The sequence below is a fragment of the Halovenus anhuiensis genome (assembly GCF_037080055.1).
GTDB lineage: Archaea > Halobacteriota > Halobacteria > Halobacteriales > Haloarculaceae > Halovenus.
In genome coordinates this window covers 1-18,607 of the sequence record NZ_JBAOJI010000008.1, presented here as the reverse complement: position 1 = coordinate 18,607, position 18,607 = coordinate 1, and the positions used below count along the sequence as shown (strand labels likewise).

The 18,607-nt window shown below is 56.5% G+C and carries 19 protein-coding genes, 1 tRNA gene and 1 pseudogene; 9 read left to right on the top strand and 12 right to left on the bottom strand.

Annotated elements, in window-relative coordinates; genetic code table 11:
- Positions 1 to 52: 52 nt before the first annotated feature.
- The 3 genes from V8P86_RS16295 (at position 53) to V8P86_RS16285 (ending at position 1,582) form a co-directional block, all read left to right on the top strand.
- Entirely contained in the window at positions 53 to 211 is a 159-nt protein-coding gene (locus V8P86_RS16295) for a hypothetical protein (RefSeq protein ID WP_336328348.1), read from the top strand.
- Between the two features lie 72 nt (positions 212 to 283).
- Positions 284 to 832, top strand: a complete 549-nt coding sequence (locus tag V8P86_RS16290; protein WP_336328347.1) for a GMP synthase subunit A — start codon at positions 284 to 286, stop codon at positions 830 to 832.
- Between the two features lie 51 nt (positions 833 to 883).
- Entirely contained in the window at positions 884 to 1,582 is a 699-nt protein-coding gene (locus V8P86_RS16285) for an MBL fold metallo-hydrolase (protein WP_336328346.1), read from the top strand.
- 3 nt (positions 1,583 to 1,585) lie between these two features.
- Here the strand turns inward: V8P86_RS16285 and V8P86_RS16280 are convergent, their stop codons facing one another.
- Together V8P86_RS16280 and V8P86_RS16275 are read right to left on the bottom strand one after the other, a co-directional pair.
- Entirely contained in the window at positions 1,586 to 1,831 is a 246-nt protein-coding gene (locus V8P86_RS16280; RefSeq protein WP_336328345.1) for a universal stress protein, read from the bottom strand.
- Positions 1,832 to 2,699: 868 nt separating this feature from the next.
- Positions 2,700 to 2,784 (bottom strand) — tRNA-Ser (locus V8P86_RS16275).
- A 92-nt stretch (positions 2,785 to 2,876) separates the two neighbouring features.
- Here V8P86_RS16275 and V8P86_RS16270 point away from each other — a divergent pair.
- Positions 2,877 to 3,770 (top strand): prenyltransferase, encoded by an 894-nt coding sequence (locus tag V8P86_RS16270; protein WP_336328344.1) that lies wholly within the window; start codon positions 2,877 to 2,879, stop codon positions 3,768 to 3,770.
- Between the two features lie 4 nt (positions 3,771 to 3,774).
- Here V8P86_RS16270 and V8P86_RS16265 read toward each other — a convergent pair whose 3' ends face one another.
- Positions 3,775 to 4,488 carry a DUF547 domain-containing protein gene (locus V8P86_RS16265; protein ID WP_336328343.1) on the bottom strand — a complete coding sequence of 238 codons (714 nt, stop codon included), beginning with the start codon at positions 4,486 to 4,488 and terminating at the stop codon, positions 3,775 to 3,777.
- A gap of 47 nt (positions 4,489 to 4,535) precedes the next feature.
- The gene (locus V8P86_RS16260) at positions 4,536 to 5,222 is read right to left on the bottom strand and encodes a hypothetical protein (RefSeq protein WP_336328342.1); all 687 of its coding nucleotides are present in this window, start codon (positions 5,220 to 5,222) and stop codon (positions 4,536 to 4,538) included.
- Between the two features lie 98 nt (positions 5,223 to 5,320).
- Here V8P86_RS16260 and V8P86_RS16255 point away from each other — a divergent pair, with 98 nt between their 5' ends.
- Complete coding sequence (locus tag V8P86_RS16255; RefSeq protein WP_336328341.1) at positions 5,321 to 5,806, top strand: peroxiredoxin family protein; 486 nt, start codon at positions 5,321 to 5,323, stop codon at positions 5,804 to 5,806.
- A 1-nt stretch (position 5,807) separates the two neighbouring features.
- Here the strand turns inward: V8P86_RS16255 and V8P86_RS16250 are convergent, their stop codons facing one another.
- Entirely contained in the window at positions 5,808 to 7,379 is a 1,572-nt protein-coding gene (locus tag V8P86_RS16250; RefSeq protein ID WP_336328340.1) for a hydantoinase B/oxoprolinase family protein, read from the bottom strand.
- Complete coding sequence (locus V8P86_RS16245) at positions 7,376 to 9,355, bottom strand: hydantoinase/oxoprolinase family protein (protein ID WP_336328339.1); 1,980 nt, start codon at positions 9,353 to 9,355, stop codon at positions 7,376 to 7,378. Before V8P86_RS16245 ends, V8P86_RS16250 begins: the two co-directional genes overlap by 4 nt.
- Positions 9,356 to 9,520: 165 nt before the next feature.
- Here V8P86_RS16245 and V8P86_RS16240 point away from each other — a divergent pair.
- Both V8P86_RS16240 and V8P86_RS18975 read left to right on the top strand, forming a co-directional pair.
- Positions 9,521 to 10,948, top strand: a pseudogene (locus V8P86_RS16240) (type II/IV secretion system ATPase subunit); the annotation flags it as partial.
- A gap of 57 nt (positions 10,949 to 11,005) precedes the next feature.
- Positions 11,006 to 11,314, top strand: coding sequence for a CAP domain-containing protein (locus V8P86_RS18975; protein ID WP_442909417.1), 309 nt, complete (start codon positions 11,006 to 11,008; stop codon positions 11,312 to 11,314).
- Between the two features lie 54 nt (positions 11,315 to 11,368).
- Here the strand turns inward: V8P86_RS18975 and V8P86_RS16235 are convergent, their stop codons facing one another.
- The 4 genes from V8P86_RS16235 to V8P86_RS16220 all read right to left on the bottom strand — a co-directional run bounded on the left by V8P86_RS16235 (position 11,369) and on the right by V8P86_RS16220 (position 14,335).
- On the bottom strand, positions 11,369 to 11,872 hold the full coding sequence (locus V8P86_RS16235; RefSeq protein ID WP_336328337.1) for a hypothetical protein: 504 nt from the start codon (positions 11,870 to 11,872) through the stop codon (positions 11,369 to 11,371).
- Between the two features lie 36 nt (positions 11,873 to 11,908).
- Positions 11,909 to 13,033, bottom strand: a complete 1,125-nt coding sequence (locus V8P86_RS16230) for a tyrosine-type recombinase/integrase (RefSeq protein ID WP_336328336.1) — start codon at positions 13,031 to 13,033, stop codon at positions 11,909 to 11,911.
- A 532-nt stretch (positions 13,034 to 13,565) separates the two neighbouring features.
- A complete protein-coding gene (locus tag V8P86_RS16225; RefSeq protein WP_336328335.1) occupies positions 13,566 to 13,955 on the bottom strand; it encodes a hypothetical protein in 390 nt (129 codons plus the stop codon).
- A gap of 125 nt (positions 13,956 to 14,080) precedes the next feature.
- Entirely contained in the window at positions 14,081 to 14,335 is a 255-nt protein-coding gene (locus tag V8P86_RS16220) for a hypothetical protein (protein WP_336328334.1), read from the bottom strand.
- Between the two features lie 317 nt (positions 14,336 to 14,652).
- Between V8P86_RS16220 and V8P86_RS16215 the strand changes: the two genes are divergently transcribed.
- Positions 14,653 to 15,234, top strand: a complete 582-nt coding sequence (locus tag V8P86_RS16215; RefSeq protein ID WP_336328333.1) for a helix-turn-helix domain-containing protein — start codon at positions 14,653 to 14,655, stop codon at positions 15,232 to 15,234.
- On the top strand, positions 15,231 to 16,478 hold the full coding sequence (locus V8P86_RS16210; RefSeq protein ID WP_336328332.1) for a tyrosine-type recombinase/integrase: 1,248 nt from the start codon (positions 15,231 to 15,233) through the stop codon (positions 16,476 to 16,478). The genes V8P86_RS16215 and V8P86_RS16210 overlap by 4 nt, the downstream gene beginning before the upstream one ends.
- A gap of 523 nt (positions 16,479 to 17,001) precedes the next feature.
- Here the strand turns inward: V8P86_RS16210 and V8P86_RS16205 are convergent.
- Both V8P86_RS16205 and V8P86_RS16200 read right to left on the bottom strand, forming a co-directional pair.
- Entirely contained in the window at positions 17,002 to 18,006 is a 1,005-nt protein-coding gene (locus V8P86_RS16205) for a tyrosine-type recombinase/integrase (RefSeq protein ID WP_336328331.1), read from the bottom strand.
- Complete coding sequence (locus V8P86_RS16200; RefSeq protein ID WP_336328330.1) at positions 17,999 to 18,520, bottom strand: hypothetical protein; 522 nt, start codon at positions 18,518 to 18,520, stop codon at positions 17,999 to 18,001. Before V8P86_RS16200 ends, V8P86_RS16205 begins: the two co-directional genes overlap by 8 nt.
- Positions 18,521 to 18,607 lie beyond the last annotated feature (87 nt).

Sequence of the window (18,607 nt, the reverse complement as noted above, 5' to 3'; positions counted from 1 at the left end):
ATTTTGGATATCAGCCCCGTCGTTGATATAGCTCTGTATCTTACCGGTAGATATGTCCTCCACTCCACAACGCGAATCGAAATCAATCTACGAGTGGCTTAGTTGCCCCGAGTGCGGTTCCCGCGATGTCGTCCGTGGTCCCCGGTTCGACGACGGGTCGGTCGAACTACGGTGTGACGACTGTGAGCTAACCGCTCGCGTCGGCCTCTGAATGGTTCTTTCCTGATTTTTTGTCGACCAGAGAACGCGAGACATAAATGAGCCAGTCTGCTACGATGGAGCAATGACACGAATCGACGTAATCGACAACCACGGCCAGTTCACGCATCTCGAACAGCGTGCACTGCGCGACATGGGCGTCGATGTCGACCTGATCGACAACGACACCCCGCCAGAAGAAATTGACGCCGACGGCCTCGTGCTCTCCGGGGGCCCCTCCATCGACCGTATCGGGAACTGTCCGGAGTACCTCGACCTCGACATTCCCGTTTTCGGCATCTGTCTCGGGATGCAGATCATCGCCGACGAACTTGGCGGTGAGGTTGGTGGCGGCGAGTACGGTGGCTATGCCGACGTGACCGTCGACATCACCGGCGAGAATGATCCCCTCGTTGGTTCGCTCGCTCCGGAAACCCGCGTGTGGGCTAGCCACGCCGACGAAGTAAAAGTCGTCCCCGACAGATTCGAGCGCACCGCACGCAGCGATGTCTGTGGTGTCGAGGCGATGAGCAACACCGACCGCGACCTCTACGGCGTCCAGTGGCACCCCGAAGTCGCTCACACCGAAGAGGGTGAAGCTGTCTTCGAGAATTTCCTGACCATCTGCGAGTGAGTCCAGCGGATTTCCCGTAGTTCTATTTTCTCCGAGTCATTCGGTACGCTCATGTCCGTGTTCGACCGCGGGGAATCGGATGGCGCGCGCGTCACAGTCGAGTGGGAGGGTGGACTCAGCTGGATCGCTCACCCCGAAGAGAAAGGACAGCGAAGCAGTCACGCCATCAGCACGACCGACGGCGTCTGGCTACTCGACCCGCTCGATGCGCCGAACGTCGAGGAACGAATTGCACCGCTCGGTGACGTTGCCGGCGTCGCGGTGCTGTCCTGCTGGCACGCCCGCGACGCTGGCCTGTTCGCCCGCCGCCACGACGTGCCCGTCTACGTCCCCGAGTGGATGAGCCGTGTCGACTCGCTGATCGACGCGCCCGTCGAGCAGTACACCTTCTCGCCAGCCGCGGAGTTTCGTGTGCTCCCCTGCCGGCCGTTCCCCAACTGGGAAGAAGTCTTCTGGTATCACGAGCCCAGCGGGACGCTGATCGCCTCCGATTCGCTCGGCACAGTCGAGAGTTTCCGCGTCGGTGACGAGCGACTCGGACTCGAAGCATTCCGGCGGCTCCAGCCGCCGACAGAACTGGCTGGGCTCGACCCCGAACGAATTCTCGTCGGTCACGGTCCCGGGATTACCGACCATCCGGGCAGCGCGCTCCGGGAGGCGCTCGACGACGCGCGGTGGACGTTCCCCGTCGCTTTCGTGGAAAACGGCGCCGAGAGCGTCCGATCGATTCTCGCCGCGATGCGTTCGTGACGGCTACTGTTCGGGCTGGCGAACGATCAACACGTCGTAGGCCGAGTCGGCGGTCACCGTCGACGCGACACTGGAGACGTTCGAGACGATCCGACCCGCGTTCTCACTTCCCAGCACGACCAGCCGCGCATCGTGCTCTTTGGCGAAATCGCGGACCTCGCTGGCGATCTGTCCGGCCTGCGCGTACCGGCTCGTGACGACGTACTCGAAGACTGCGTCGGGGTCGAGTCCAGTAACTTCCTCGCTCAACCGGTCGACGATTCGCTTGGGCTCGAAGGGTTCGTTCTCGTCGATCCACCCGCGCTTGCGTGCGTATCGCTCGTTCCGTTAGGAAGCACTGCGACGGTGATTACTGGCTCGGAATGCTCGGCAAATCCGTCAGCACGTCTGAGTGCCGTCTTCGAGCGCTCACTGCTATCGTAGGGAACGACGACTGTCACAGTCGTTTTTGCGAGTGCTGGTACTTAGCTACCGGCGATTTTCCGCTCACGCCTCACAGTGTCCGGCGAGAAGCGCCAAGGGGGCGATTATGAACTACGCGAAGACGGTATCTCTCGCTGGTCGAGCATGCGTTCTCTCTCATTCAAATCTCCTCGGCGCTTTTCTGAATCTATTCGTGTTCGCGACACGCAGAGCGGTTGCTCACTGAGTGAGATTCAGAAAAGCGCCGAGGAGGAGATTATGAACTACGCGAAGACGGTCTCTCCCGGTGGTCGAGCGTGCGACTTCTCTCGTTCAAATCTCACGCGTCGCTCACGCCTCACAGTGTTCGGCGAGAAGCGCCGAGGAGGAGATTTTGAACTACGCCGAGACGTGCTCGTTCCGCTCGCGGTTTCACCGCTCGCATTTCGAGGACTCCACTTTGTTTCGTCCTCGCTGCGCGCGTCTCGTCTCATTCAAATCTCCTCGTTTGCCGTTTACCTCTCACTGCCGTTCGAGGAAAAGCGCCGAGGAGGAGATTTTGAACCACGTGAAGACGATCTTCTCGCTCGGCTCGCGGTTTCACCGCTCACATTTCGAGGACTTCACTTCGTTCCGTCCTCGCTTCGCTCGAAGCTGCGACTTCTCTCGTTCAAATCTCACGCGTCGCTCACGCCTCACAGTGTTCGGCGAGAAGCGCCGAGGAGGAGATTTGAACTCCTGAGTCCTTACGGAGACCTGCTCTCGAAGCAGGCGCCTTGGCCAGGCTAGGCTACCTCGGCTCACTCAAGTGTATCCGGCGGCTCTTGTTAGCCGTTTCGATTCCATCTCCCGCGGCCAAACTGACATGCCTGCTCACACCATACAGAAACCGATGGCAGCGACCCGGACACTCGCCCGTGTCATCTTCGAGACGAGTCGACCCAGTCAGCTCGTGTTGGTCCTCGGCGTCTACGCCTTCGGTGCGAAAATCGCCCTCGCGAGCGGTGCGACGCTTTCGGTCCCGGCGTTGCTCTCCGGCGCGGTTGTCCTCCTCCCACTCGCGGCCAGCATCCACTACGCCAACGAGTACGCCGACTACGAAACGGACGCGATGACCGACCGGACGCCCTTCTCGGGCGGAAGCGGTGCACTCCACCGGACCGGCCTCCCGCGAACGGTGCCGCTCGCGGCCGGTGCTGTCTCGCTCGCGGCTGGAATCGTGCTCACCGCAGCGCTGGCCTTTGTCGGCTTGCTCCCCGTCCGCGCCGTCGCGATTCTCGCCGTCAGTGTCGCGTTCGGCTGGCAGTACTCCGTCGGCCCGCTGAAACTCGCCTGGCGCGGCCTCGGTGAACTCGACAACGCGGTGCTCGGCGGCCTCGCGCTTCCAGTCTACGCCGCCGCCGTCCTCGATGGGCCACTGGGTTTCGTCGCGCTGGCGTCGGTCCCGTTCTTCCTGCTCGTCCTGCTCAACCTCTTTGCCACGCAGTGGCCCGACCGCGAGGCCGACGAACGAGCCGGAAAGCGGACACTCGCCGTGCAGTGGCCGAAACGACGACTCCGGTACACCTACGTCGGGATTGCAGTGCTCGCTGCGCTGTCGCTGCTGATCCTCGCCGTCGATCTCCTGCCTGCCGTCGTCGTCGGTGCGAGCCTTCCCGTTACACCGCTGGTCGTCTGGGGTGCCAGCGGATACACCGAGCGAACGGTCCCGTGGCCGACGGTCACTGCGATGGTGGCCCTGCTCGCATTGCAGGCCGGCGCCTGGTGCTGGCTCCTGGTCACCTGAGCGCTCACTCCTTCGGGAGATGCTCGGTGTACCGCTTAGGGGCCATCGACCAATCCCAGTCCTGATAGGAGAGCCGCGGGCGCGTGCCGGGCGGAAGCTGGTTGTAGGCGACTAAAAACTCGAGAAGGTCGCGCTTGCGCCCGAAATCTCCGCGATACCAGAGCATGAGTCGCGGCAAGGAAGCACGTCCGTCGTGTGGGTCGTACTCGACGTGTGCGTCGAGATAGCCTTCAGTCGCCACGTCGAGTTGTCGGTCGATCCCATCGGCGGTGTAGGCGGCAATCGGCGGACAGCTGTCGGCCCCGCAGTTCACCGCGAAGTGGAGGCGAGGATCCCGCCTCTCGACAGCGTGGCGGTCACAGAACTCGTTTCTGAACGGCGAGCGAACGTATCCAAGTGTGTACTTGCTGTAGGAGCGCCGGAGAATCCCGTGTTCGATGTCGTCGAGACTCAACTGCTTGCCAGCGACGGTCACCAGCGGCTTCGAGAAGAAGGTCCGCTTGTTCTCGTACTGTGCTGGATTCGTGTCGAGGGCGTCCTGTGTCGCCGCGTTGTAGACGTTGATCCAGAAAGCAAACTTGGCCTCGTTGGTGTCGAGGCTGGTCGACAGCGTCGCCTCGGTCAGCGCTGCGAGTCCGTCGCGGGCTGCTTCCGTCGAGTCGCCGTGCCGCGTCGCGAGCAGAAACGCCTCGGCCAGCGCGAGCGGGTCGTCGGTCACAGTCGGGGTAGGGCCGCCGCGTATTTGATCGTTCGGCGGCTGTGTGGCTACTCCTCGAAACGGTCGCTGACCTCTGCTTTCGCGTCGGCGATGACCTCGCGTTCGGCGTGGCGCATCGCCCGCATCGCCTCGTCGGTGTAATCGATATCGAACGTCGAACCGCCGAACATCCCGCCGAGTCCGCCCAGAATCTCCTCCGGATCGAGTGTCGTCACCATCGCGAACGCATCCCGATGTTCTTCCAGCGGCCCGGTGAACGCGAAGTGCTCTTCGACGAGTTCCGCTGCCGTCTCCCGATCGAGTTCGGCGCGTGCGGCCGGCCAGAACTCTGTTTTCTCCGAGGTGACGAGTCCGCTGACCGCTTCGCCGAGCTGTCGATGGCGCTCGACCAACCGATCCTCGACTTCCGTCCGGCGCTGTGCGGGCAGATTTCCGCGAATGCTGTCGGAGAAGGGGCCGGTTTCGAGGAGTTCCTGCCTATAGGCGTCGATGTCGTCGTCGGATTCGACCCAGTCGAGGATGACCTCGAACTGGTCGACTGTCTCCTGTCGGTACTCTTCCAGCTCTGGCTCGACGATGTTCTCCTGGAGCACGTCGGAGTCTCCGAGAAACTGATCGAGTGCGCCGCCATCGCCGCCGCCGATGACCGCCGAAATGCTAAACTCCGCTGCCGTCTGTTCGATCGCGTCGCTGACGAACCGCTCGAATCCCTCCTGGACTGCCGCTCTGGTCATACCACCTTCTCCGGACCGGCCAATGTTGTACCTGACGACCGCTGCTCCCGGCGGCGTGATCGAGCCACTGTTTTCTCTCTCCGCGTCCAAACAGGCATATGCAAACACTCGACGCCTTCGAACTCCCCAACGTCGGCGCTGGTCCGGATCCGCTCTCGCTCACCGCCCTCGGCGAGGAGCACGAGTTCGTTCTGCTCTTCTTCCAGCGCGATCACTACTGCACGAACTGCCGCGGACAGGTCCAGAGCGTCCGCGACCGGTACGACGAGTTTCAGGACCGCGACACCGAAGTCGTCTCTATCGTCCCCGAACCGGTCGAGAAGGTCCGCGAGTGGCAATCGAGCTACGACCTTCCCTATCCGCTCTGTGCTGACCCCGACACGGCCGTCAGCAGCGCGTACGATCAGCCTGTCCGATTTGGCCCACTCGGGAAATTGAGCGACTTCTTCGGCCGGATGCCGAAAGTCGTCCTGCTGGATTTCCGTGGTGACGAACCGACCGTCGCCTACTCCTACGAAGGCTCCTCGACGTGGGATCGACCGGAAATCGACGACCTACTGGCGAAAATCGACGACCTGCAGTAGCCTACTCGCTGTCGTCTTCCGGCCCGTACCCCCCGCCGCCGGGCGTTTCGACGGTGACTGTCGTCCCGGCGGGCACCTCGCGGGTGAGTTTCGCGGGGACGACTTCGCCGTCGATCAGATTCCGGCCCGCCGTTCCGGCTTCACCGCCGGCAACACCACTAGGTCGGTTCGCCCGGCGGTCTGTCAACAGCGACACTGTCGCCGCTTCCTCGACGGTAACCGACCGGACGAGGCCGTCACCGCCGTGGAACCGCCCCGCACCGCCGGTCCCGTCTCGGAGCGCGTACTGCTCGACGCGGAGTGGGTACTCGCCCTCCAGCGCCTCGACCGGCGTGTTGAGTGTGTTCGTCATCCCGACCTGCACCCCGGACAGTCCGTCACTGCCGGGATTTGCACCCGATCCGCCGCCGATGGTCTCGTAGTAGGTGAACGACGAGGAGCCGATGATGAGGTTGTTCATCGTCCCCTGGCCCTGCGCCGGCACGCGCTCTGGCGCAGCCTCACCCAGCGCCGCGAAGACGACATCGGTCACGCGCTGGCTGGTCTCGACGTTGCCGCCGACGACTGCCGCGGGCGGGTCCGGGTTGAGCAGCGACCCTGCCGGCGCTCGCACGGTGATCGGCTCGTAACAGCCGTGATTCGGCGGGATATCGGGATCGGTCACACACCGCAGGACGAAATAGACGGCACTCTTGGCAACTGCCAGCGGCGCGTTGACGTTGCCCGCGACCTGTCCGGCCGTTCCCGCGAAATCGATGGCCATCGATCCGCCATCAATGGTAACCGTCGCTTCGATGTGAATCTCCTCGTCAGTCACGCCGTCACCCTCCAGCACGTCGGTTGCGCGATATTCCCCGTCCGGAATCTCCCGCAGTTCTGCGCGCATCCGCTCGCGAGAGTACTCGATAACCGCCTCGAAAATCGGATCGAGTGCGCGCTCGTGTTCCGCCAGTAGCTCCAGCAGTCGCGTCTCGGCGCGCTCGTTGGCGGCGAGTTGTGCCCGCAGATCCGCCCGTCGCTTCTCGGGATTTCGGACGTTCGCCAGAAACAGCGACTCGACATCCTCGTTGCGCTCGCCTCCTGCCACCAGCCGCACTGGTGGGATTCGAAGCCCTTCCTGCTGTATCTCCCGCGCACCCGCGGGCATGCTCCCGGGCGTCATCCCGCCCACGTCAGCGTGGTGGGCCCGCGACACGGCGTATGCAATTATCTCTCCTTCGTGAGGAATTGTTGAAACGAGCGTCACGTCCGGCAGATGTGTCCCGCCCTGGAAGGGATCGTTGAGCACAAACACGTCTCCGGGTTGGGGGTCACAGTCGAGGACGGCATCCACCGCTTCGGGCATCGCGCCGAGGTGGACCGGGATATGTTCGGCCTGTGCGACCATCCGGCCGCGGGCGTCGAACAGTGCGGTCGAGCAGTCCCGCCGCTCCGTGATGTTCGGCGAGTACGCGGCACGGATCAGCAACTCGCCCATCTCTTCTGCGACCTGTTCGAGTTGGCTCCGAAGGATCTCCAACTCCACCGCATCGATCCCACCGTCGTTCCCAACTTCTGCCGAACCGTCGCTCATCTTCTCACCTCCAGGGTTCCGCGCTGGTCGACCTGTGCTGTCCACGCTGGTGGGACGACGACGGTACTCTCGCCGCCCTCGAAGATCGCCGGCCCCGTCAGTTCTGTGCCGACTGGAAGCGCTTCGCGTTCGTACACCGCTGTCGACCGGAACCCGCCGTCGAAATACGCCTGTCTCGTCTCGCTTCTAGTCTCGGTTCCTTCGTGTGTAATATCTGGCTCGTCAGTTGGGACAGTGCCAGTCGCACGGATCGTCACCAGTTCGACCGGTTCGTCGGCGAGACGGTAGCCTCGGATTCGCTCGTGGGTGGCGTGGAACCGTTCGGCGATGTCCTCGTCCGAGACAGACTCCCCGAGTTCAACGGTCAGTTCGTGACTCTGACCCTCGTAGCGGAGGTCGGCTGTCCGGGTGATCGTCGCTGCCGCTGGTTCGGTCAGTGCCGCGCTGACATTCCGTTCCAGTTCGGCGAACGCGGCGTCGAGTCGGTCTGCTCCGACAGCGGCGAGCGATTCCCGGATCGTCCGGGAGTCGTCCTGTTGCTCGGCGGCCGCGAGCAACCCGAGCGCCGAGAGGACGCCGTTCGCGAGCGGAATCCTGATCCGATCGATTCCGAGGCCCGCTGCCAGCGCGCCGGCGTGCATCGGCCCCGCTCCGCCGAAAGCGACGAGTGCGAACGACCGTGGATCGTGGCCCTCCCGCACGGTCACCGTCCGGACGGCCTGGCTCATCCGCTCGGTTGCGATCCGATAGACTCCTCGGGCCGCCGCTGTCGGCCCGTCCAATCCTGCCTCGTCGGCGAGGTCGGAGAGGGTTCGCCGGGCCGGATCCGCTTGTAACTGGAGATTCTCGCCGAGGGTCGTGTCGGCCCCGAGATAGCCGAGTTGGAGATTCGCGTCAGTCACTGCCGGCCGGTCACCGCCTTTCCCGTAACAGGCCGGCCCTGGCTCTGCACCGGCCGAGCGCGGGCCGACCCGGAGTGCGCCGCCTTCGTCGACCCACGCGACGGACCCGCCGCCCGCACCGACTGTCTCGACGGCCACCATCGGAACGCGGACTGGGTGACCGCCGACATCCGCGTCGGTCGTCCGCTCGATCTCGCCCTCGCGAATCAGCCCGACATCTGTCGACGTGCCACCCATGTCGAAACTGACCACGCCGCCGTCCTCGAACAGCGACGCACCGACGACGCCCGCGGCAGGGCCCGACAGCGCCGTCGTCACTGCGTGCTCGCGGATCTGCTCGGCCGTCGCGATGCCGCCGTTTGACTGCATGATCTGTGGCTTCGGGAGCGCTCGCTCGCTCGCCTTCGCTTCCAGTCGAGCGAGATACCTGCCGAGAATCGGTGTCACGAACGCGTCTGCGACCGTCGTCGCCGTCCGCTCGTACTCCCGGAACTCGGGGAGAATTTCGTGGGAGCCAACGACGTGGAGATCCGTCTTTTCTCGCAGCATCGAGACCGCCTTGCGTTCGTTTTCCGGACTCGCGTAGGCGTGCAAAAAGGAGACGGCGACACTCTCGGTCTCGTCGTCGAGATCGTCGATCAACTCGGACAGTTCCGCGTCGTCGAGGGCAGTTTCGATCCCGCTCTGGGTGGCTCGTTCGGCGAGTTCGTACCGTCGTTCGCTCGGAACCAGCGGCTCCGGCGGCCGCTCCGTCAGGTCGTACAGTGAGGGCCGATTCTGCCGGCCGATTTCGAGCACGTCGGCGAACCCCTCCGTCGTGAGCAGGGCCGTCTGTGCGCCGTCACTTTCCAGCAGCGCGTTCGTTGCGACTGTCGTTGCGTGTCGAAACGAATCGATCCGATCTGGCTCGATTCCGGCCGTCTCACAGACTCGTTTGATTCCTGCGACGACGCCCGCGCTTCGGTCGGCCGTCGTGGGCACCTTCGCGGTCGTCAGTTCTCCGTCGGCGAACAGCACGACATCGGTGAAGGTGCCGCCGATGTCGACACCAAGTCGGATCGACCCCTCGTCCATGCTCACCGCGTAGGCCAGCGGAAAATAAACGGTTGTCGTTGGTTCAGTTGTTGCCACCACTGTCGGTCGACCGGTTCGATCTGCGTCTTCTTCCGCTTTCAAAATGATTTATAAGCTACCTTTGTTGGTGACATTTATATACGAACAGGAGAGCAAACCCGCCAGATGAATTCAGGCGAGGTACATATTCCGAGTCGCGGAGACGATGGACAGCAGACGATCCCACCGCCGCTCGCTCCGGACGATCCGGAGGCGTGGTACGCGGGTGACGTACAGGGGCAGTACGAAGTGCATCCTGGCGTCGTCGTCACCATCTCCCGGGTGGGAGCGGAGTTTCAGTACGAGGTCCGGAAACCTGCTCTGACGGCCGGGGATCGGCGACAACTCGATCAGGTTCTGGCTCATTTCAGTGAGGCTCGCCTCCAGCGGCCGCTAACCCGAGAAGGGGCCGTCGAGGTGATGGACGGCGGATTCGCAGACAAACACGAGCGCGTGCTCGACCGATTGCTCGACAGTTCGAGTCGAGCACGCCAGCGGATCGGCTATCACGCGCTCGCGGAGTTGGCCTGTCTGGGTGAGTTGACGCCGTACGCTCTCGACGACCGGATCGAAGTCGCCGATACCGAGGACGCGGGAATCGTCGTCCACACGACCGACTACGCGCCTGCGGTCACCGATCTGCCAGCCGATCCCGAGTTTCTGGATCGATTCGCGAGCGAACGGATCGAACGGTACACGGTTGAGTTTCACGATTTCGAGGTGCCAGTCGTCCGGTACCGGGCGAATCTGCTCGGTGACGATCCCTTCAGCGAGAAGTATGCAGTCCGGGAGCCGGATCTGCTCCCCGGCGACGAGCAGTTGATCGCCGAGTGTAAAGAGCGGATCTGGGAGACAGCCGTTGAGGGAGTCATCCACGACGAACAGGCGTTCGTCGACGAGCGTGCCTCGGAGCTACTCACCCGCCGACTCCGACGACGGGACACTCGGGCGTGGCTCGACGCCGTCTCCTACCGCGTCAAATCGGCACTCGCCGAGTACGGACTGGCGGTTCCGCCGGTCGACAGCGAGTACGACGAGAATCGCCTCGAAGATCTGGTCTACTACGTTCTCCGTGATTTCGTCGCGTACGGGAAACTCACGATCCCGATCCGTGACCCACGGCTCGAAGATATCGAGGCGAACCGCGTCGGCGAGCGGATCAAGGTGATCCCGCGGGACCGGGCGGCCGAGCGCGTGCCGACGAATCTCGCCTTCGAGGACGAACAGGAGTTCGTCAACGTCGTCACCCAACTCGCGGCCGCCGACGGGATGGAACTCAACGCGACGACACCGAGCGCGAAGGTCAATCTCAGCCCCGAGGGCATCGAGGAGACGATTCGCTGTGCGGTTGCGCTGCCGACGATCAGCGAGGATGGCCCGCACATCTCGATCCGCAAACAGGCCGCCGACGCACTCACGCCGGTCGATCTCGTCGACGGGGGGAGTCTCCCCACCGAACTGGTCGCGTTGCTGTGGCTCTGTTACGAACACCACCGGATCGTCCTCTTCTCTGGTCCGACGGGTGTCGGGAAGACGACGCTGCTCAATGCACATAGCACAAAGCTACTAGTAGATTGAAAGTTGACTAAGCGTCGGTGAAGCTAGAGATGAATGGATCGCCCGGGATTTTTCGCTCACTCAAACCCTGACGGTGTTGATGCTGACCAACGGATCCAGGAAGCCTCAATCACATGCAGAGCCACTGGAGAAAATATTGCACAGAACTATTGGGACCGAGAAGTTCGGAACCCAGAGCACATTGAGTCAAACAAGAGCCTCGCTGAAGTTATCATCCAACAGTGGATTGATTCGCCACCCCACCGGGAGAATCTGTTCCGTGCGAGCTGGGACTATGTCGGGCACGGCATCGGTTTTGATGGTGACAAAATCTACATCACGCAAAACTTCTGTGGTACGTAAGGTTAAGCCAACCCAGTGAAAGTGGAACCTGAGCAGCCACCGCAACGCAGGTTCTCAGTTAATCGAGTCAAATACGTTATCTACAGCGTCATCCGAGATTGCTAATGGTTCGACAACCACCGTGCCGGACGCCAGTGATACTTTGATCTCATCGCCAATTTGTTCTTTTGTGACGTGCCCAAGGATCCCCAGCCTGTTGATCTCGTCTGTGACCTTCTCCCGCTCCCGCTCAAGTTCGGCAACAAGCTGGCTGATTGTCTTCGACCCTCCTTCTAGATAAGCAAGAATCCTCATCTGCTCTGGTGATTCGATCACTTCCTCCCGATTTATGACACCAACATCCCCGAAGCCGGATTGCGAGAGAGCCTCAGCCATTATGATCCGAGTCATAACCCTGGCTTCCGATTCTGGATCGTCTAACTCACGAGGATACTCACCTCGAAGCCGTTCCATTCGATCACGCATCGTTTCGTGGGAATCTACAACGTCACGATACTTTTCAAAGACCCGATCAAGGTCATCTTCTTGCTCGCTTACGTCCGCATCTTTGTCATCCATGGTCTATAGCTCCGCTGGGTACCGTTCGATGTCAACTTATAGACTGTACTTCATCGGCACTTCGAGAGAGAATGATTTTCGGCTCACTTGTGATTCAATGTGCTCGTACCGTGGGTGCAGATATTCGTCGATGGCATCACCAAAGCTGTCCATTGGCTGAACACGATCTCCTCGCATATACTGCACGTGCTCCCGTTCGAGTCCCGCTTGCAATTTCCAGTAGGAACTAAACCAATGTCTGCCAAAATGGCTGGTAATCGCTTTGTATTCCTCTGTCTCTGAGTATTTGGGATGGAACTCTTCTTTCCAGACGCGGTTTACTGCTTGTGAATCCAATTTTGAGTAGCTACGCCGGCTAAGGAACAGATACGGCTCATCGACTTGCGGCCGCATCATCAGATATCTCAGTAATAGCCAACGTAGCTCTCTGTCAATTGGGAGCAATCGAGGATTGGAGGATTTATTCCCGTCTCGGTCATGAGGTATGTAGAGTGCATTTGAGTGATCGCCGAGTTCCGGACTCGTCCCCATATTTGGATAACCCTCTTTTATTTCACTGTGATCGATATGCGTATCCGCGATTTTTATGTTACAGACCTCACCGGCCCGAAGTCCGAGTTTTAGTTGAAGTCCAATAATTGCTCGACTTCGAATGTTATCGATTCGACTGAACTCATTTTGCAGTGTTTCTACATCCAACTCGGGATATGATTTCGATGATTCAGTACCGATATCGGTCGTTTCTTTTGCTAACTCGAAGGGGTTGTAGTCTGCTGGATGGGGGAATACAGATTCGGATTGCCAGTGTTCTAATGCTTGAGAGAGTCTGTTGAGTTTTCCTCTGATTGTCCGGTGTCCGTTGTTCCTTACATCGCGCTCCCACTTGATGAAGGACTCTACGTGATCCACACTCGGGCAAGCTGGGTGACGGTCAGTTGTTCCCATGTGCTGTCGCCAGTTGTCGTAGTTCCACCGATAGACATCTATGGTATCCTCACTGGTGATTGTTTCACGGTTCTCAATGACTTCAGAGACGAAATATTCGAATGGATCTGGAAGGGCGATGAACTTCTCACTGTACTTGGCTAAAGGATCTAGTTCCCGGTCAAATGCCTCTGCATATGTCTGTCGTGCGTCCGATACAGTCTGATTATCACTCACGCGTGTTCACCTCGGGCCGCGTATCAACTCGGTACATCCAGAGATTCCGCGTAGTTTCATATTCGATCGCCGCTAACAGTGCCGGATTGTACAAATGCGGGTGACGATAACTGGATCTTAGGTAGTCATAGAATTGGTAAATTCGGACGAAGTAGTGCTCATAACACGTTTTCCGAGTCCATCCATTGCTAGTCAACTTCTGTGTCCATGTCTCCACATTGGACGGTGTAGCGAGTGCATGGTGACGATTCTGCTCTTCCATGTGATCTTGCCATGAGTCTCCTGCGAGTCGAACCGTCTTTCTAAGAGCCTTACTCGGGGAATCCTGTTCCCCATATAGTACCTCGGTCACGTAATTGTCCCAGGTCGCCTCATTTCGATATTCTGTAGTGAATGTTTCAAGACGGTACTTGTTGGGGATTTCCTCGTAGGATTGGAATACGCCAGCATACTGTTCTGGCCTTGTTCCCTTAGGACGAGTCATGCTCCCCTTCAATTGATTTTAGTCCTACAACCTCCATTTTTTGTCCTTTCATAATTTGCCTCCACGAGTCTCTGCGCTTGACTCCTCCTGGTCTGAATCCCGAGGATAATAGCCCTCTTCTGTCTTCTTTATTGATTCACTCTCTAGAACGTCTAGATGGCTGACAACGCGGTTTGGAACCGAATCCGCGATATGCTGGATGATCTCTGCATCGGACGCCCCCGGATGTTCCTCGACATACTCTTCGATGTCTCCATACGCTGTACGTTGGAGTTCATTTTCGAGTTTTTCCAGACGCTCTCTCAAGTGATCAACTTCTTGCTGGAGATCGTCTCGCTGACGACGAAGAGACTGAACTGACTTGTCGACTGACTCATCTATCGTCAACTGCTTTCGCCCGGCCTCCACTTTCTGTGTGATGAAATCACTTATACTCATATCTAGTTCGCCAGCATGGTCCTCCCACTGTTCGTACAGATGACTAGGTGGATATGCGGTTGCGACCGCCGTGTCAGAACCGTTAGCTGGCATTTTTGTGTACTCTCTTTTCGTGTCTCACTGTGTTAGTCAAGCGCCGATTGATTTTTTTCGCACTTCGAGCCTTGCTCACCTACCTCTCTGGGTTTGAGTTCAATCTGCTCTGCCGATGGATCGATACTTACAGTAACTCTCTCGGCTTCTGAAGGAGAAATCCCGAGCTCAGCTAAATCTGCTGCTGTCACATAAATGCATGCGCCAGTTACTTTTCCAGCTCTTTCCGAAACCGAAACAACTCGTTGAGTGGTCGCCAGTGAATCGTTCTGCGTATGTTCCTCCATCATTCTTGATCTATTCCAGCGTTGCTCCCCTTGTGTTATAAAGAGTTGCCTGGGAAAGCTAAAGAATCAATCACTTCGGATCGTTCGATACTGCGCGTGTACAATGGTTGTAGTAATGTTCTCAAATTCAGTGTATGATCGAGAACAGGTTAGAAACAGGCAGAGGTTTATAAGCGAAAGTGCCCCAATCGGTGAGTGATGAAGGAAATGAAACTCCGACAAACTCGAAGTGAAAACAGCCAATCAACCCTTGAGTCGCCTACCGGCGTAGGATACTCTCCGGATCTGCTGGTCTATCCCAATAGAGGTGAGCTCCAGTGAATCAGAATGAGTCCAGAACAGAGGGCTCAGCTTCCTCGCCAGAAATGACGAAGCCAAACTGCACAATAAAACACCGGCATGATGAGCAGCTTGATCAACTTGCCGAGGAGCGGTATGCTTCCCGGAGCGAAGCCCTACGTGCAGCCATCGAAGAATTAAGTGTATCTATATCCGGAGAGGGTCGGAATATTTACGATGAAATCCTTGCCCTGCTTGAGAAGATGGATGACCGAATAAAAACGCTTGAAGAGGATCTGAAAGATGTCAAATCCGAATCCGCGCATCCTCAACTAAGTCCTGCTATGGCACAACTACCAGTAGGAGATGGGCAGTTTGAGGCTCAAGATGCTGAACCCGCTTCCTCCCAGACACCCTCAGATACCGCATTGCAGAATGAGGTCTACGATACTTTGTCAAAGGAGGGACAAATGACTGTCTCGGAAATCACTGAAAGAATTGAATCTGAGCCACTTCCTGTTAGGGGTGCGCTTGATTCCCTCATCGATCGAGGATTTATCACCGAAAAAGATGGAGAACCACTACAATACTCTATTCGTCCAACAGGGGGTGAAGAATGACAGAAGAAAAAACAACACTATCCGATTTCACAGATAGTGGGGACCGACCAACATCACCCCAAAGAAAATCGGCTGAAAGTAACCTGAAACACAGAGACCTAGAGTGTAAACACTCGAACAGTGATCTCAAATCTACTGGTGACAATGGAGATCCGGATCCATCTGCAAGTAATGCTTCTGGCGACGAGGGTCCTGTATGCCCTTATTATTTAGAGAAGCTTAGTGAATATGAACATAAGTCGGACAAATATGACTTATCAACCCTGAACTGTGGTTATGCTATTGAATATTTCACCGATGTACTTGACAAAAATCTGGTTCAGGGGGCCGAACAAAACAAAATATCAAGAGTCAGAAATATAATTGAATTACTACACGAACGTGGTGTATGCGCTGCTGGGGCAAGCAAGCAAAATATCATAGATGTATTCACTCAGTTAGCGAAACGTGGCCGGACTGAAGAAACTTTGTCGGGGTACAAAACGGTGATTAAGGCTCTATTCACGTGTCTTGAACTTGCATCCGATGTTGAGCCCCAGACTAGGCGGCTATGGATTAAAGAAAATATACATCCAAAAGACTTCCCAACAGGTGAAGGATTTGAACGAGAGCCACTATCAGAAACTGAGGTGAAAAAGCTATTTGACGCCCTGGATGGACTCCGAAATAGGCTCCTTGTCTTGGTTGCTGTGGAAACAGGAGGTAGAAATTTTGCGATACGCTCTCTAAAGTTGAAAGATGTTGATCTTGAAGATCAAGCAATTGAACTTATTAATAGTAAACGCGATCGAAGATATACCGTCCCAATCTCTGGGGAAGTAACGCTTTTGCTGCGACGATGGATGGGTACCGAACGCGAAGCGTTCGTTGGTTCTGGAAATAGTGATTATATATTCCCGACTGAGGACGGGACACAAATTGGAGACAGTCGATTTACCCAGATAGTCAAAGATGCAGCTGAGGAGGCTGGAATTCAGGAAATTATCGGAAAAATGCCGATCAGCAAACGCCAGAAAAAAGCTTTTGAGACGGATAAAGATTATAAAGAGCAGCATAGAGTAACTCCTCATGCTCTCCGGCATACATTTAGCAACTTTCTGGACGATGCCGATCTGTCTTTGGAGGAAAGAAGTAATGCACTTGATCATGATAGCAAAAAAGTAACAAAAGAGCATTATACCCATCAAAATAATGATTACAGTGAACTAATCCGGGACGTATTCTCAGATACAAATTATATATAATCTCATATCTCTCGTGCCCTGGAATTGGTAGTTTTACTCAACCCAGGTTTGAAACCCTACTGCAGTAATGCTGGGCGAATATTCTCGATTACTCACAGGAGTGCGATGTGGATTCGCAGGTCTACTGAGCAGATCGTTCAACATTCTCACAAATGGGTACTCAGTACCCACTTGAGCAAAACAACTATATGCTTGTTCCGCTGAAATGGGCACTCAATGGTCATTAGAACAGGGGGATTAGCCTGATGCTCATCTATCACCTTAGCCGGGAAATCCATTCAAGATCACGGATCTGTGAACTATCTCTATTTGCGTGTACTACCGCTGCCACACTTCTATTGGGAATAACCATTTTACTATCAGCTCTTGTGTAATATTTTCTTCATTTCATTCTATAAATCGTGATCACTTGCTTCTTGATAAATGATATATTAACCGCACATATCCATTATTCATCATATAGTCTACTATTTTTCACGCTTACGAGATTCGGATACGGTTGGTGATGTTGAGAGCGGTGGTGCTACCTTGGCGGGTTATAGCTCTCTCGTATCGAGGAGAATACTGGTTCGCTGCTTCCATGCGAATAATTTTTTGTTGTTTGGGGGTTGGAATGGTTGGCTACGAGCTGTCGATAGGGTAGACTCACTCCTGCCTTCTCCAGTAATGTGATATAGGAATGACGCAGTGTATGAACCGTAACCCGGTGCCACTCCCGATATTCTTTATTGGTTTCCAATTGGTCTTTGTGTGATTCCGTGAGAGGTGAGCGAGCTACTACTTCCTGAATACCTGCCACTTCTGCTGCTTCTCTAACTATCTCGCTGAGACTCCCGTTGTATTTTAGCTTCTCTCCATGTTGGCTCGGAAAAACGTAATCGCTGTTCTCCGACTCAGCGTACCCGTTTCGTTGATTCTGTATCCACCAGTCCAGCTCAAATGAGAGTTGATCACTGATCGGAACATCATATGGATGTGAATACTTTGGATCGTGGACATGGATACTGGTATCTCCAACATCATTGAGGCGCAGACCTCGGATGTCTGAATTCCGTATACCAGTCTCGACACCGACAATCGCCATAAGCCGGTTCCGGTAACTGTTGAATGCATCAAATAGGTGGCGAATCTCTTGTTTCGAGAGTGCTTCACGTTCGATCGCCTCTGGTGTGTTGTATCTATCAAGATTAATTTCTCGAAATCGGAGTGGATCCAATTGGAGAGATTCACCTTTGTCAGTTCGCAATCGAATGAAACAATACAGCTCTTTTACCGTTGTTAGCTTTCCTTCAATTGTACTTCTGCGATTCCCGTCACGGACACACGATTCAACAAACTCCAATACATCAGTGAACTCTGCACCCAGTATGTTTTGACCTCGTTTACTGAGGAATGCATTGTAGTTCGTGAGATGGGAATCATATGTTCCTGCAGTACCGGCTGTCAGGGTGACTCCCTCGTTGACACTCAGATACTTCTGTGCAAGTTCGTCCGGGACACGGTATTGTTGGGAATCACTTTCACTCATAATGACTGAATCTCGAACTTTTCTCCTTGGACTTGGATTGCTGACCGACGAGGTAGAACCGCTCTGTGCTGTCCGGGCCAATCATTAAACGGCCTTGATCTACGAGTCTGCCGAGTCCTGATTGGATTTTTGAAATAGGAATGTCCAGTTGGTCGTCTATGTCACTCAGTCTCAGTCCTTGTTCAGATTGTTTGATTAGGTTGACAATCCTCGACATTTCAGATTCGGCGTCCTCACTGCGACTCGACTGTGAACTCTCACTCTTATCGCCACTCGTTTTGATATCTTCTAGCTGTGAGCGAATCTTGTCTATCTCTCTCGCTAACTGTTGAACGGCAATTGCGTCACCCGTCCCATCAAGTGATGATCGATGATCCTCAATTGCTGCTCGAATACAGAGACTCACATTTCCTTGGTAATGCTGTTCAGCTGTCTCGACGAGAATTTCATCGAGTCTCTCTGTAATCGTGAACTTCCTCCGTATGAATTTGGATTGGTTTTCCCTGTTTGTCATGGTTCAAATCTCGGTACTTCCCAATCGAGAATTCGGAAGCCGAGTTGAATTGGTGTGAGCCGTTCAATCTCGGAGCGGTAGCTGAGT

Coding starts and splice junctions, on each gene's coding strand:
- V8P86_RS16295 (WP_336328348.1), top strand. CDS start 53: ATGTCCTCCACTCCACAACGCGAATCGAAATCAATCTACGAGTGGCTT.
- V8P86_RS16290 (WP_336328347.1), top strand. CDS start 284: ATGACACGAATCGACGTAATCGACAACCACGGCCAGTTCACGCATCTC.
- V8P86_RS16285 (WP_336328346.1), top strand. CDS start 884: ATGTCCGTGTTCGACCGCGGGGAATCGGATGGCGCGCGCGTCACAGTC.
- V8P86_RS16270 (WP_336328344.1), top strand. CDS start 2,877: ATGGCAGCGACCCGGACACTCGCCCGTGTCATCTTCGAGACGAGTCGA.
- V8P86_RS16260 (WP_336328342.1), bottom strand. CDS start 5,222: ATGACCAGAGCGGCAGTCCAGGAGGGATTCGAGCGGTTCGTCAGCGAC.
- V8P86_RS16255 (WP_336328341.1), top strand. CDS start 5,321: ATGCAAACACTCGACGCCTTCGAACTCCCCAACGTCGGCGCTGGTCCG.
- V8P86_RS16250 (WP_336328340.1), bottom strand. CDS start 7,379: ATGAGCGACGGTTCGGCAGAAGTTGGGAACGACGGTGGGATCGATGCG.
- V8P86_RS16245 (WP_336328339.1), bottom strand. CDS start 9,355: ATGGACGAGGGGTCGATCCGACTTGGTGTCGACATCGGCGGCACCTTC.
- V8P86_RS18975 (WP_442909417.1), top strand. CDS start 11,006: ATGGATCGCCCGGGATTTTTCGCTCACTCAAACCCTGACGGTGTTGAT.
- V8P86_RS16235 (WP_336328337.1), bottom strand. CDS start 11,872: ATGGATGACAAAGATGCGGACGTAAGCGAGCAAGAAGATGACCTTGAT.
- V8P86_RS16225 (WP_336328335.1), bottom strand. CDS start 13,955: ATGAGTATAAGTGATTTCATCACACAGAAAGTGGAGGCCGGGCGAAAG.
- V8P86_RS16220 (WP_336328334.1), bottom strand. CDS start 14,335: ATGGAGGAACATACGCAGAACGATTCACTGGCGACCACTCAACGAGTT.
- V8P86_RS16210 (WP_336328332.1), top strand. CDS start 15,231: ATGACAGAAGAAAAAACAACACTATCCGATTTCACAGATAGTGGGGAC.
- V8P86_RS16205 (WP_336328331.1), bottom strand. CDS start 18,006: ATGAGTGAAAGTGATTCCCAACAATACCGTGTCCCGGACGAACTTGCA.
- V8P86_RS16200 (WP_336328330.1), bottom strand. CDS start 18,520: ATGACAAACAGGGAAAACCAATCCAAATTCATACGGAGGAAGTTCACG.